Source organism: Ruegeria sp. SCP10 (genome assembly GCF_040329495.1).
Taxonomy (GTDB): domain Bacteria; phylum Pseudomonadota; class Alphaproteobacteria; order Rhodobacterales; family Rhodobacteraceae; genus Ruegeria.
In genome coordinates, this window is the sequence record NZ_JBDZYF010000009.1 from 14,328 (window position 1) to 28,270 (window position 13,943).

The 13,943-nt window shown below is 58.7% G+C and carries 12 protein-coding genes; 2 read left to right on the forward strand and 10 right to left on the reverse strand.

The annotated features are described in order from the left end of the window. Window positions 1–24 precede the first annotated feature (24 nt). Window positions 25–1,167, forward strand: a complete 1,143-nt coding sequence (locus tag ABLN87_RS16575; protein ID WP_353012159.1) for an alpha-D-ribose 1-methylphosphonate 5-triphosphate diphosphatase — start codon at window positions 25–27, stop codon at window positions 1,165–1,167. Here the strand turns inward: ABLN87_RS16575 and ABLN87_RS16580 are convergent, their stop codons facing one another. From ABLN87_RS16580 to ABLN87_RS16610, 7 genes are read right to left on the reverse strand one after another with little or no spacing between them, the layout of a single operon-like run. Beyond that, entirely contained in the window at window positions 1,168–1,644 is a 477-nt protein-coding gene (locus ABLN87_RS16580; protein ID WP_353012162.1) for a class I SAM-dependent methyltransferase, read from the reverse strand. Continuing rightward, window positions 1,641–2,414 (reverse strand): polysaccharide deacetylase family protein, encoded by a 774-nt coding sequence (locus ABLN87_RS16585; RefSeq protein ID WP_353012164.1) that lies wholly within the window; start codon window positions 2,412–2,414, stop codon window positions 1,641–1,643. The genes ABLN87_RS16580 and ABLN87_RS16585 overlap by 4 nt, the downstream gene beginning before the upstream one ends. Next, complete coding sequence (locus ABLN87_RS16590; protein ID WP_353012166.1) at window positions 2,411–3,553, reverse strand: glycosyltransferase family protein; 1,143 nt, start codon at window positions 3,551–3,553, stop codon at window positions 2,411–2,413. Before ABLN87_RS16590 ends, ABLN87_RS16585 begins: the two co-directional genes overlap by 4 nt. Beyond that, on the reverse strand, window positions 3,550–4,134 hold the full coding sequence (locus ABLN87_RS16595) for a histidine phosphatase family protein (RefSeq protein ID WP_353012169.1): 585 nt from the start codon (window positions 4,132–4,134) through the stop codon (window positions 3,550–3,552). The genes ABLN87_RS16590 and ABLN87_RS16595 overlap by 4 nt, the downstream gene beginning before the upstream one ends. Further along, window positions 4,131–5,207, reverse strand: a complete 1,077-nt coding sequence (locus ABLN87_RS16600) for a glycosyltransferase family 4 protein (protein ID WP_353012171.1) — start codon at window positions 5,205–5,207, stop codon at window positions 4,131–4,133. The genes ABLN87_RS16595 and ABLN87_RS16600 overlap by 4 nt, the downstream gene beginning before the upstream one ends. Further along, window positions 5,207–6,454, reverse strand: a complete 1,248-nt coding sequence (locus ABLN87_RS16605; RefSeq protein ID WP_353012174.1) for a glycosyltransferase family 4 protein — start codon at window positions 6,452–6,454, stop codon at window positions 5,207–5,209. Before ABLN87_RS16605 ends, ABLN87_RS16600 begins: the two co-directional genes overlap by 1 nt. Beyond that, window positions 6,451–7,665 (reverse strand): glycosyltransferase family protein, encoded by a 1,215-nt coding sequence (locus tag ABLN87_RS16610; RefSeq protein WP_353012176.1) that lies wholly within the window; start codon window positions 7,663–7,665, stop codon window positions 6,451–6,453. The genes ABLN87_RS16605 and ABLN87_RS16610 overlap by 4 nt, the downstream gene beginning before the upstream one ends. 275 nt (window positions 7,666–7,940) lie before the next feature. Between ABLN87_RS16610 and ABLN87_RS16615 the strand changes: the two genes are divergently transcribed. After that, the gene (locus ABLN87_RS16615; RefSeq protein ID WP_353012178.1) at window positions 7,941–10,313 is read left to right on the forward strand and encodes a mechanosensitive ion channel domain-containing protein; all 2,373 of its coding nucleotides are present in this window, start codon (window positions 7,941–7,943) and stop codon (window positions 10,311–10,313) included. Window positions 10,314–10,413: 100 nt separating this feature from the next. Here the strand turns inward: ABLN87_RS16615 and ABLN87_RS16620 are convergent, their stop codons facing one another. From ABLN87_RS16620 to ABLN87_RS16630, 3 genes are read right to left on the reverse strand one after another with little or no spacing between them, the layout of a single operon-like run. Then, window positions 10,414–11,757: a CoA transferase gene (locus tag ABLN87_RS16620; protein ID WP_353012180.1), complete on the reverse strand. Its 1,344-nt coding sequence runs from the start codon at window positions 11,755–11,757 to the stop codon at window positions 10,414–10,416. Next, window positions 11,754–12,908 carry an ABC transporter permease gene (locus ABLN87_RS16625; protein ID WP_353012182.1) on the reverse strand — a complete coding sequence of 385 codons (1,155 nt, stop codon included), beginning with the start codon at window positions 12,906–12,908 and terminating at the stop codon, window positions 11,754–11,756. The genes ABLN87_RS16620 and ABLN87_RS16625 overlap by 4 nt, the downstream gene beginning before the upstream one ends. Further along, window positions 12,905–13,933 (reverse strand): ABC transporter permease, encoded by a 1,029-nt coding sequence (locus tag ABLN87_RS16630; protein WP_170531235.1) that lies wholly within the window; start codon window positions 13,931–13,933, stop codon window positions 12,905–12,907. The genes ABLN87_RS16625 and ABLN87_RS16630 overlap by 4 nt, the downstream gene beginning before the upstream one ends. Window positions 13,934–13,943: the final 10 nt, after the last annotated feature.

The window sequence follows — 13,943 nt, forward strand, 5'->3', positions numbered from 1 at the left end:
TAGCTCAAACTGTGTGAAGTTCAGATGACAGAAGAATTGACCCTTGCCAATGCCACGCTTGTTTTCCCGGATGAAACCGTAACCGGCAGCATTCGGATTGTTGGTGAGTATATTGCCGATATCGACACTGGGGCGACTGTTCCAGCAGGTGCGATTGATTGTGAGGGCGATTATATCTGCCCCGGTCTGGTCGAGCTGCACACAGATAATCTGGAACGGCATATCCAGCCGCGCCCGAAAGTGGATTGGCCGCACGCCGCTGCGATCCTGGCTCATGATGCCGAGTTGGCCAGCACTGGGATTACCACAGTGTTCGACGCGATGCGGGTGGGGTCGATCCCATCTGGTGCGGCGCGTTATGGCAAATATGCGCGTGGTCTGTCGCAAGAGCTTTGGGAGCTACGCGAACAGGACGCACTGAAGATCAGTCACTTCCTGCATTTGCGGGCTGAGGTGTGCTCGGAAACCCTGGTCGAAGAACTGGACGAGTTTGGCCCAGAAGATCGGGTTGGGTTGGTCTCGCTGATGGATCACACGCCGGGGCAACGCCAGTTTCGGGATATCTCGAAGCTTGAGGCCTATGTGAAGGGAAAGCATGCTATGGACGATGACATGTTCCTACAGCATGTGGCGCGACTGAAGGGGCTGCGGGATGCGCATGGTGAGAAGCATGAGGTCGAAACCGTCAAGGCCGCGCGTCGTTTTGGGGCGGTGCTGGCCAGCCATGATGACACGACCGAGGATCAGGTAAAGGTGTCGGCAGGCCACGGTATCCGCTTGGCCGAGTTCCCCACGACGGTCGAGGCGGCACGGGCCTGCCACGATCACGACATCAAGGTCATGATGGGTGCACCGAATATCATTCGGGGAGGATCGCATTCCGGGAACGTCGCAGCCCGGGAACTGGCCGAGCTGGGCCATCTGGACATCATGTCATCAGACTACGTGCCTTCGGCGCTGTTGCTGTCGGCAGTGCGATTGGGCGAGATGTGGGGGGATATGGCGCGCGGCCTCAAGACCGTTACGCTCTCCCCAGCGCTGGCCGCAGGGCTGCAGGATCGGGGCGAGCTGCGCAAAGATGCACGCGCTGATCTGATCCGGTTCCGCATGCGTGGCAGTGTACCCGCGCTCAGCGCCGTTTGGTCGCGCGGGCAGCGGGTCGCCTGATCAGGCGGTGTAAAACAGATAACGGTCCGGGGCGATGGTTTCGGGTCCGTCGATCTGGTTGAACCCGACCAACGGCTGGCCCGAGATCAACAACCCATTGGGTTGCATGACCTGCGCGATCAACGGGCTGAGGCGTGCGGCTTCGGCCACATCGTCTTCCTTGATCCCGCGTCCGAAATCGTAATGTGCCATGACCATCTTGTGGCCCGAGGCCGCCAGTTTCTGCAGCATTGGCTCGGCCTCGCCTTGCAAGAAATCCTGTTCGGGCGGGGTACTGTCAGGGTGGCATTGCAACACGCGATCCATCACCCAAATGCGCCGATCCGGCATGATTTCCCGCAGGTGGTCGTAGGTGCGACCATTGCCCAGACCCATGTCCAGAACATCTCCGTCTTGTTTGGCGATCCGGGCAGCAGCCCAGTTCAGCCCGTCGCGCTGAGCGGTCAGACGGCGCAGCATGGAATCCAATCTGCTCATATGGGGGAACTCCGTTCTGGGCTGTCGGGGGCGACCCAAGGGTGCGTGGGTCCCTCCAGCAGTTTTGTTAGCAATGCCTCGGTAAAGGTCCAAATATCAGGGTCGTGAACCAAATGGTGGGTCAGGATGCCGAAGGGCTCTGTATTGTCGGCCTGACCCGTGCGGCGGTCTTGCAGTAGTGCGGCCATCTTTGCGATCAGGATGTCCGGCGCGACCAATCCCCGTGTGCCCCGCCAGTCAATCGGGTCCAGATGCGTGTTGATCTGTTCCAATCCAGGGGCTGCAAAGGTTGCTTTCCGCGGTGTTGCTGTCGACAATACGCGGAACCCAAGTGCAGGCAGTTGGGGGACAGCCTCATCCCCGATCCGGTTCCAGGGGGGGACAAACATGGGGCGCAGCCTGTCGTGAAACAGATCCGTCAGGCGACTCAACCCGGCTTGCGCGTCGGCAATGATATCCTGTAGCGGTCGATGCGCGCGAAATTCAGACTTCTTCTCTCCTGCAGGTGCGTGGTTTTGGTGCGCCCAGCCATGGACGACAGGGATCAGGCTTTCGTGTCGTGCTACGAACCCCGCTAGGCTGGCGTTCGCATCCCGAGGGATTACGGCCAGATGCACCGGCAGACCTACACGTTCGGATAGCGCAGTCAGTGTCTCCAATTGCGGTGTTTGCACCGTGGCATCATCATCGCGCCACCATAGGGGCAGCGTCAGGCCTTGAGCACGCCAAAGCGCAAGCTCATCCTCCAAGGGTTTCCAATCCGGCGTCATGTGCGCAGCCCCAACAGGTGCTTGGTGATCTCGACTGAGCGCTGGGCTCCATCGAGGCCGTCTTGCTTGGGTGCACGCCTGCCTTCCAAGATCACTTGTTCGACCCGTTCGGCAAGACTGTCGCCGGTCAATTCCTGACTACGCAGCACTTCCATTGCAGGCAGTTCTGACAGGCTTTGGCCGCGCAGACCTTGTTCAACCTCTTTGCCGTCGTCAAATGGGATGAATACCGCAGGGGTGCCCGATTGCAGGATGTCCAGCGCAGTGTTGTAGCCGCACATGCTGACCGAGGCCGCCGCGTGTGGCAGCATCCGGCGAAAATCCGGGCGGACGGGTTCCAGCGACACGGGCGCCTCACCAACTAGCTTAGATAGTTGTGCAATACGCTCCTGCGCATCACGCCCGCCCACCAACAGGCGCCAGCGCCTGTTGGGCATCTTTCGCGCCGCCTCGATTGCCGCATGAAAGATCGGCTGCCCCACCGATCCGCCACCAGCGCTTACCAGGATTTCATCGGCTCCAATTGCCTCGGGATGCGGGCGCGCCGCGGCAGGCGCAACAAAACCCGTATAGTGCAGGTGCTGGGCCAGTTGTTCGGATACCGGCCAACTGACCGATAACGGGATTACGCTCTCATCTGAATGCACTAAGACACCATCGTAAAAACGACCAATGATTTCGTCGGCACGTGTCGCTTTAGACGGTTTGGAAGGCGGGGCCAGAATATCCCGGATCGAGGCCAGAACGAGCGGGCGTTTCGGCAAGGCATTTGCCGCCTCTAGGCCCGCTTCGAACTCTGCCGCAAGGGATCGGCGGCCAAAGGGGAACAGCTCTGTGATCAGAACATCCGGTTGAAAGCTCTGCACAGCCTGAATAAGGGCCGCACTGCGCGCCGACAGATAGGCAGGGTCGGCGACCTCACCGATCTCTGTCAAAAGACGCGTGAAATCTGTTCCGTCCGAGCGTAGCGGGGGCAGGCCAAACAGTGTTATGCCGTCCGAGTTTAACTGCGGCGCGGGCATCCCGCCGGTCACGATCATCACGTCGCTGCCGTCTTCTGCAAAGGCACGGCCAAGCGTCAATGCGCGGCTTAGGTGACCTGTTCCCAGCAGATGGGTCACGACGATCATCACGTTCATTCGGTCACTCCGCGAGTAATCAGGCGAACGGGATCCGGTGTTGGGGTCATATCGTCCATATCAATGATATAGAGCCGATTGCGTTTGATCTTAAAGGGCGCGGGCCCTTCAAAATTCCACCCCCATGCCCGGGCCAGAATGACGCGCATGATGCCGATGTGGCAGACAGCAACTGTGTCTTGGTTCAGTTTGGATAGCCAGGGTTCCAAGCGTCCCCAGACTTCAGCGGGGCTTTCGCCTTCGGGCGGGCGATAGTCCCAGCCCCAGTCCTCGATATGGCGGTATCCGCTGTCCGGGTCTGCGATTAGATCGACCCCGTGCAACCCTTCCCATCGTCCCCAGTTCATCTCGGTCAACGCGGGTGAGGATTGAGGAGTGCGTCCCGACACCAAAAGCGCCGTTTCGAGCGCGCGGGCCAAAGGGCTGGACCATATCTCGGCGTCTTCCCAACCGTTTGGCAGGTGATACCCGGCCAGTTCTGAACGTGCTTCTTCATCAAGTGGAATGTCACTGCGTCCCTGAATGCGCCCGGCGCGGTTCCAGTGGGTATGCCCATGGCGCAGCAAAGCCAACTTAGTCATGCCGTCACCTCCAGCATTGGGCGAACAGCTGACCAGAACACCTCGGTCGCTTTGGGCATCAAGTGACGGGCAGCAACACGCGTGCGGGCCGCTTGGCCAAGGGTGCGACGCCGCTTGGGATCATCCAGCAAGGATTTTATGTGCCGCGCAAACCCTTTTGCACCCGCCTCAGCAGCCGGGTAGTCCGCTGGGGCCAGAACGTCCCGCACACCGGGTCTGTCTTGCGCGGCGACGGGTACGCCTGCGGCCTGCGCTTCCAGATAGACCATCCCATAGGCTTCGTTCACACCGGGCCACACGAATATCGAGGCCTCACCGTAAACACGTTGGAGCACCTCACGGTCGAGTTGGCCCAGAAAGGTGATGTGGCCTTCAAACGGTGTCATCAGGTTTTCGACATCCGGGCGCGCAGGGCCATCGCCCACGATGTTCAGGTGCCAATCGCCTGACAGGTGCGACAGCGCCTCGGCCAGTATGCGGTAGGAGGACAGCTTATCCCCATGGCGCATCATCCCAACGGTCAGCATCGGGCCATCGCAAGTACTTGCGGGTGGCAGATCTGCTATCGGCAAGAATGGAGAAAGCTCAATCAGCGCCTGATCACCAAAGCGCTCGCGCTTCAGTGTGATCAGATCATTGGCTGTGTGATAGAAAATCACCTGTGCCGCATCGCAGGCTGTGTGCGCAGCTTGCGCAAATCTTGCCCAAGGTCCCGTGAGGCGGCTTGAGGCGCGGGTGCTTTCCAACTGCACATAAGGAATACCACGTGCCTGCGCGACGACCGGCCCCAACAGGTCGGGGGCCTTGTAATAGTTGTGGTAGGTCACCCAAAGGTCGATGTCTTCAGGCATGTCCGAGATCAGCCGCTGTGCTTCAACCTCCGCCGCCTGTCGCAGGGCGTGCTGTGCGACGGCATCGCCGACTTTGTCATAGATGCGCAGGTCCGAGATCAGATCAACGCGATCCCCCTGTGCCCCAATTGCCTGCATCAGGTTGCGGGCCATCTCGCGATCGCCCGAAGGCTTGGGGCTATCGGGTGATTTCATCGGAGCATAGAACGCGACCCGCGCCATCAGGCTGCATCCGTGCACAGGGTCTGAAGACGGGCCGACAAACGCGCAATTCCCGGATCCATCCGAAACTCTGCCAATAGGCGCGTATAAGCGGCTTCGGCCATTTGGGCGGTTTGGGTTGGGTGCGCTGCAAGGTCGCAAATCGCACTGGCCAATGCGGTTGGATTGTCGCTGGACAGGAGGCCATGGGTTCCTGTCTCAATGAATTCAGGAATGGCCGAAACCGGTGTCGATAGGATCGGCAGTTTTTGCGAGGCCGCCTCCATCAGCACATTTGGCAGCCCATCTCGGTCGCCGTCTTCGGCAATGCGACTGGGCAGAACAAACAAATCTGCCTGCCTCATGTCGGCAATCACCTCGGGCTGATCACAGGCCCCTTTCCAGGTGATGCGATCTGCGACACCGGCAGCTACGGCCTGATCACGTAGGCTTGGCCCCAAACCGCCGCCGCCGATATGGGTCCAGCGCCAGTTCAGAGTATCCGGCAGCAAAGCAAAAGCGGCGATCAGCCGATCAAACCCTTTTTTCTCAACCAACCGGCCAACCGACATCATATGGAAGGCCGCATCGGGTTGTCGCGGTAGACGATCCGGCGGCGCAGGAAACCGGCCCAGATCCAGCCCGTGATAGATCAGATCGACCCGATCTGGCGTGTCGGCCAGTCCGCGCAGATGTTCGGCACCAAAGGCGGTGCATGTCGCCCCAAAGGCTGCGCCATAGGTGTCTGGTTGCAGCTTTTCGCGCTTTTCCCAATCCGGCGATGTCCAGATGTCTTTGGCGTGGGCGGCAAAGCTCCACGGTAGGCCGCGCATGATGGCGGCATAGCGTGCGACGGACGAAGGCGTATGCATGAAATGCGCATAAAGTGCGCGTGTCTCTGCCGGAAGCTCGGTGGCTAGAACACAGGCCTGACCGAAACGACGAATGCGATTATGGGTCGGATCGCGGCGCAGATCCTTGCGCCAGACGCCATAGGCCTCGGCATATCCCGGCAGGCGCTGCGCCACTGCGCGCGCGGCCCAGACGCGTTGGGGTTCGTCATATAGATACTCAGGCAGGTAGTGAACCTGACCGGTAAAGCGGTCATGCAAAGGATGACGCTTGGTATCCGTGGGGTGGCGCAGCGACCAGATATCAAACCGGTGGCCTGCATCCTGAAGGGCGACCAGTTCTTGCGCGATGAACGTCTCGGAAAGGCGCGGCCACCCTTTGACCAGCACCGCCAGTTTCGGAGCATTGGCATTCATCCGGTGGCTCGTTCCTTTTCCCCGGTCAAAAGGGCATCAATACGGTCCGTGACATAGTCGAGGCCATCCAGCAGACCCGCGCGGATGGTTTGCGATGGCAAAGACTGCTGCGGTAGCGCACGGATGGCTTTGATCATCGCGTCAGGCGTCAGGCCATCGCGGGTTTCATCCAGCATGCGCACAAGCCCCAGACCTTCGGCGCGCGAGGCCCGGATCCATTGTTCTAGACGAGGAGTGGTGCGGGGCACGATAACGGCACGTTTGTCAAAGGACAGAACCTCGCAAAACGTGTTGTAGCCCCCCATGCACACAACCCCGGCCGCCCCGGCAAACAGGGTTTCGATCTGGGATTCAAAGCCAACGGCAGTGACCCGACCGTTTAGCGCAGCGACACGGGTTTCAAACTCTTCTCGCAACTCACCCGACAGGAACGGGCCGTAGACCAGAATGGCTCGAGGGGACAGATCGGGATCTTTTTCGTAGGCGGACAGGACCAGATTGACCATGGCCTTGCCGTCGCCCCCTCCGCCGGGTGTGATCAGAATATAGGGTTGCTCGGGCGGTTCACCAACCGGGCCCAGATCACGGCGCAGATAGCCGGTGTAGTGGATACGGGATTGCGCGCTGCGGCTCAGCGGCAATCCTTTGGTTGGGTCATAGATCGAGTTTAGCCCGTAGACCCAGATTTCATGATAAAACCGCTCGGTCGCGGCGATGGCCTCTTTGCGCTCCCACTCTGCAGCCAGCACCTCGGGTTCATCCAGAACATCGCGTAGACCCAGAATAAGCTGCGTGCCGCAGTTGTTTTCAAGATATTCAAGCGTGGGCAGAAGCTCACCCCGAAACCCGGTGGGTTCCTTGTCAACGATCAGGATATCGGGGTTAAACTGCTGAACTGCTGTCTGGATCAGGCCGGATCGCAGGTCGGTCACTTCATCGATCCCCATCCCGATTGTGCGCGCGGCATAAGACCCATCGGCGCGCTTGGTGACGCCGGGCAGGCGGACATGGTCGACGCGACGCGGGAAGGTAAACCGCCCAGCCACGGGCGATCCCGTCAGGATCAGGGCCGAGGCGGTCGGATCAGCCTGTGTGATCGCTGCGGCCAATGCGCGCGAGCGTCGCAGATGCCCCAACCCAAAAGTATCGTGGCTGTAAAACAGGATGCGCGGCGCGCGACCGGTGTTAACTGTGTTTTTGCCGAGGCTCATATTGGTGCCTGTGTTTTGGTCTTACTTCTGGTCTGCGCGTTTGCACCACATACCTTACATTGTTAAGCCGCGCTTGCCAAAGGTGGAAAAGCGCCTTGGCAAATGCGCCAAACATTGTGATTTGGCAACAGCCGAATGGGTTATGAGGAATCCTTGTCACGGTGCGTCGATCACGCAATTTAACACAAATTTGGGACCTTGGGCCAAGATGGTTTGAACTGAACCGAACGCTTTTGTAACCTTATTCGAAACTTTGGATCGGGATGTAAGACCCTATGAAACATAATGTTCTGGCTGGATTGCTTTTGGCGTTCGTGACCTTTGTCTTGGTCTTCCCGGTCAGCGGAACCGCGCAAACCGGGTTGATACCGGGCTATTCCTCTGGATCAAGCGACAGTACCGACACCACCAGTGAAAGCGATTTGGCCGCTGCCATCCGCGCCGCCAGTGAGGCCGGTGCCAGCGTTATTGTCATTGACAGCGCCGGGCAGGTCGTCACGTCAACCGGTGGTGCGGCAGAGGCATCGGAAGACGCTGCGGGTAACCCAATGGCCGATGGGTCGCAGCTGATGAAAGCGCAGGAGCGGTTCTCGAAATTCCGCGATTCCGCTGCATCACGGCTGGAGGCGTTGCCTTATTCGGTGTTTGAAGTTCAATACATCTTGCGCCAGACCAGCCCGGATGAGCGGATACAGACCTATGTCGAGGTTCTGGGCTGGAACATTCTGTTCCTGCTGTTGGGACGGTGGCTGTCCACCGAAATCTATGGCAAGCGTTTTGCCAGACGCTGGGTGGTGGCTCGGATCAAGGAAAACCCGCAAGGCTATAAGGAAAAGATGCCGTTCTTGGTGTTCCGCTTCCTTATGGGGATAGGCGGAACCATCTTTGCGATGTTGATGGCCCTGATCGTTGGCTATCTGTTCTTTGGCGAGGCCGAAGATATTTCGATCCAGTTTACGGTGACTGCAATATTTACCGCCTTTTTCCTGGCGCGAACGGTGTCTGACTTGTGGCGGATGGTGCTGTCACCCTTTCTGAGCCAGTACCGATTGCCCCCGTTTTCGGACCGGGATGCGAAGCGGCTGTATATCTGGGCCTCGCTTCTGGCGACCTATGATATCTCGGCCGTATTATTTGCAACCTGGGTCGCGGATTTCGGGTTGAACTACAATGTCTACGCCATGGTGTATGGCGGGCTGACCATGGTCGGTGCCGTGGGCAACATCCTGATGATCCTATTCAATGCGCGTGCGATTTCTAACGCGATCCGAGGTGGACGGGCCCCGGCTCAAGTGTCATGGCTCTTGAGGTTTATTTCTTTCGCCTGGGCGCCATTTCTGATCGTCTATTTGATGTTCAGCTGGTTTAAGTTGGCCGTTGATCTGGTGTTGGAGAATGACAATTCAATCCCGATTGTAGCCAGCAGCTATATGATCTTCATGTCAGTTGTCGTCGCATACGGCGCAATGAACTATGTGCTGGAACGCTATTTTGATCGCAACCGGCGGATCGAAGAAAAGAATGCCATTGCAGATGCAGCGCACGAGGATGCCGCCGCAGCCGACACGCCGCAAGCTGAGCAACGTAAGCATGTGATCCTTACTTATGAGGATCTGGCCCGCCGTGTGGCTGGCATTCTGGCCTTTGTAGTCGGTATCTACGCTTTGGTCGTGATCTGGAACCCCGAAGCCAGTTGGAGCGAAGACATCCCGATAGGGCGCGCGCTGGATGTCATGGTGATCCTGTTCATCGGCTATATCCTGTTCAACTTCTTCCGCATCTGGATCGACAGCAAGATCGCCGAAGAATCCGATGACGGTAGCGAGGCCGAACTGGGGGACGAAGGTGGCGAAGGCGGGCAGAGCCGTCTGGCGACTCTGCTGCCACTGTTCCGTGGGGCGATCCTGGCGGTTGTCGTGGTGACGATTATCCTGATCGTTCTGATGGAACTGGGCATCAATGTCAGCCCCTTGTTCGCTGGTGCCGGTGTTGTTGGGCTGGCGGTTGGGTTTGGCTCACAAACTCTGGTCCGCGATATCTTCTCGGGTGCGTTCTTCCTGCTCGATGACGCGTTCCGCAAAGGGGAATATATCGACATTGGGGATGTGAAGGGGACGGTTGAAAAGATCTCGGTTCGGTCGTTCCAGCTGCGGCACCATCTGGGGGCGCTGAACACCATCCCATTTGGTGAGATCAAAGTGCTGACCAACTATTCGCGTGATTGGGTGATCATGAAACTGCCCTTGCGCGTAACCTATGACACCGATGTCGAGAAGGTGCGCAAGCTGATCAAGAAGCTGGGGCAGGAACTGTTGAGCGACCCGGTGATTGGTGAAAACTTTATCCAGCCGCTTAAATCGCAGGGCGTGATCGAGATGCAGGATTCCGCGATGATCATCCGCGTCAAGTTCATGACTAAGCCCGGTGATCAATGGCTGGTGCGCAAGAAGGTCTATCAGGACATCCGTGAGTTGTTCGCGCGGGAAGGCATCCGCTTTGCGCACCGCGAGGTGACCGTCAGACTGGCCGATGGCAAAGACGTCGAGGACTTGAGCCCGAAACAGCGTGAGGCGGTCACCGGCGCGGTTCAAGCGGCGATAGATGAAGACTATCTGGATGATATCGGCCCGGGTGGAGATGATCGCTAGGGTAGGCTCCCGCCCCTTTGGGATGCGTCTCTGACGAGACGCCACCCAAAGCGTTAGGCCAGGCCGCGCGTTCCGCGCGGCGGGTGTGCGCTTTGATACGCTAGGACCAATTGGCTTTGGACGCACCCAGTTTTGATGCAGGCAGGTTCCACCGCAGTCTAGTTTTGCCAACGCCTAGCGGAGATTTCAGGCGATATCCCGGTCCCCAGCCCGAGATTTCAGGCGTGTTGCCATAATCAGATTCAGAGGCGTTTTTGATCGCCTTCGTGGTATCGGACTTGCCCAATGCCGCCAACAACTCCGCCGTGCGGGCAAGCGACAACTGGGCATGCATCACGGTGTTACCCCGCGCCGCTTCGGCTAGAGCAGATAGAACAGCGGCAGCCATAAGATAACCGGTCGCGTGGTCGAGCGCCTGAACCGGCAAAGGGGTCGGTTTGTCCGACCGCGCCCAGGTCATACCGGTATGTGCGATCCTGGCGCTCATCTGCACGAGGCTGTCGAATCCGCGCCGCGTGGCCCAGGGACCTTGCCAGCCATAGGCATCCAGTGTGACTTCAATACGGTTTGGGGCCAGTTGATCTCGCTTGGCTTTGTCCAGTCCCAGAGCGTCCAATGCACTGGGGCGATAGCCATGGACGAACACATCGGCCTCTGCCAGTAGCCCCTCCAACCGCGCAAGCCCCTCTGGTGATTTGAGATCGAGATAGGTGCAGCGTTTACCCAAAGAGATGTCAGGGATGACGCCGGGCTCGTCCCAATCCGGTGGGTCGATACGCAAAACATCTGCCCCTAGTCCTGCCAGCGTGCGGGTTGAGACCGGACCTGCCAAAACGCGCGTCAGATCCAGCACACGCAGCCCGGCCAACGGGCGATTGGTGCTGGCCTCTGGCCGATCCCGCAGAGAGATATTTCTAGGACCGTGCCAACCAATCAAAGGGTCCCGCGACACAGAGCGCCCCTGAGGATGGTCCAGCCATTCGGCCCGACTGCGCATGGCGGCGGCGACCCCGCCTTCTGCGACGATGGCGGTTTCCAGGTCAACGATCGACCATGATTTCAATGCCTGTACGACGGTGTCCCGGTCTGCGCGTGTGCCAGTCACCTTCAAGGCTGCGGCCCGATGATGCGGCAGGTTGGTGTGCAGGCGAATCCACCCGTCTGCCGCCTGATAGTCTCCGGCGATCGCGTCCCACAGGCTTGGCATTTCCCAGCCATCTGGTTTGAAGGAATAGCGATACCAAAGTGAGGCTAGGCGTTGATCCACAACCACTTCGGGCGCGGTTTGCGTAAGATTTAGCGCCACCATCAGGCGCGACAGTTCCTGTCCAACCGCCGCGATGCTGGCGGTTGCCAGTTCCGAGACAGCAAACGCACTGTGCAACGCACCGGGCTTTTTCGTGCGGTAGCTGCTGGCCGCGGGAAGAGAAGCCAGCAGGCTCATTGCTGATAGGGGTCGAGGCTGTCGCGCAATCCGTCACCCAGGAAGTTGAAGGCCAGAACCACAACAATAATGGGAAGCATAGGAATGGCCGTCCACGGATAAATCTCGATTGAGGCGAGGTTCTGCGCGTCGTTCAGCATGACCCCCCAGCTGACCGCAGGCGCGCGCAGGCCCAGACCCAGGAAACTGAGCGCCGTTTCGCCCAGGATCATGGCGGGGATCGACAACGTGGCCGAGGCGATCAGGTGGGACATGAAATTCGGCAGCAGGTGCTTGCGGATCACTCGACCCGAGCTGGCCCCCATCATCTCAGCTGCGCGTACATATTCTTCCTCGCGCAGCGATAGGAATTTGGCCCGCACGGATCGGGCGAGGCCGGGCCAGTCGAGGATGCCAAGGATGATCGAGATGATGAAGAAGACCGCGACGGGACTCCAGTTTGAGGGCACGGCGGCGGACAGGGCCAACCACAATGGCAGTTCCGGCAGGGATCGCAGAACTTCGATAACGCGGTTGATGGTCCAGTCGATGCGCCCGCCGAAATATCCGGCCATTGACCCGAACAGAATGCCCAGGAAGAACGAGACCGAGATGCCGATCAAACCCACAGTCAGCGATAGTTGCGCACCGTAAAGGATGCGGCTGAAGATGTCGCGGCCCAGACGGTCCGAGCCCCAAAGGAACACAGTCGCCCCATCCGGTGCGCAGAACAGATGCGTGTCAGAGGGGATGAATCCGGCCAGACGATATTCGGAGCCTTCGCAGAAGAACTTGATCGGTTTTGGGTCTTCGGTATCTGCGACGAATTTCCACTGGAAGGTTTCAAGATCGGCTTCGGCTACAATTGGATAGACATGCGGTCCGATGAATTCGCCATTATGAAACCAGTTGATCGATTGGGGCGGGGCATAGAGATGCTCGCCATTGCGTTCGTTGGCGCCGTACGGTGCAATGAACCCCGCAAACGGCAACATAAGATAGCACAGCAACAGGAAGATGCCTGAGATCAGGCCCAGCTTGTGTGTTTTGAATTTGCGCCAGACCAGCACCCAGTTCGGGGCGTCCAGATCAGCGCGTTCTAGCTGCTGGACCGAGGCTTCGGGATCGAACGGTGCCTCGTCAACATAGCGGTTATCAGGGCGATCTGTCATGCTTCGCGCCCCTCATACCGAATGCGGGGGTCAAGCATCACCAGCAGGATATCCGAGATCATCGTACCGATGAGCGTCAAAAGCGCCACGAACATCAAAATGAAGGCCGACAGGAACTGATCTTGTGTCTTGAGTGCTGTCAGCAGGGTCGGACCAATCGTTTGCAGACCCAGCACAACTGACACCAGAACCGAACCCGACACCATCGAGGGCAGAAGGTTGCCAATATCGGCCACGAAGGGATTGAACGCCACGCGCAGAGGGTATTTTGTGAGCATCCGCGATGGCGCCATACCCTTGGCAATCGCGGTTTCAACATACGGCTTGCCTAGCTCGTCCAGCATGTTCGCACGTAAACGCTGCATCATTGCCGAGGCGCCGGAGGTGCCGATCACAAAGGTGGGTACGATCAGGTGAACAAGGATCGATTTCAGCTTGTCCCAACTCATGGGCTCACCTTCGAATTTGGGATCCATCAATCCGCCGATTGGCAGGTTGAAATACTGATGGCCGTAGTAGAAGAGGATTAGCGCCAGCAAGAAGTTTGGTGTGGCCAGCCCCAGGTAACCGACAAATGCCGAAGTATAGTCGATCCATGTCCGCGATCGCGCGGCGGCGATCACGCCCAAGGGCAAGGCAACGGCGTAGACGAACAGAATAGCGGCCAGGTTCACAACAACGGTCAGCCAAAGCGTATCGCCCACGATCTCGGATACGGGGCGGTCGAACTCGAAGGACCAACCCCAATTGCCCTGTATCATGCCAGAGAACCCGTGCGGGCCGGGCCAGAACCCCATCCAGATCAGATATTGCTCCCACATCGGCCGATCCAGCGCGTATTCGGTGCGCAGAAACTCGGCCTTTGCCACACCTGCTGACTGACCTGAGGCCTGAAGTTCAGCGATCTGATTGCTCAGATAGTCGCCTGGCGGCAGGTTGATAATGACGAAAATCAGAACCGAGACCACCAACAGGGTCAGCAGCATCGTAAAGAAGCGATAGACCGCATAGCGCAGCATGATCATTTAGCTGCTC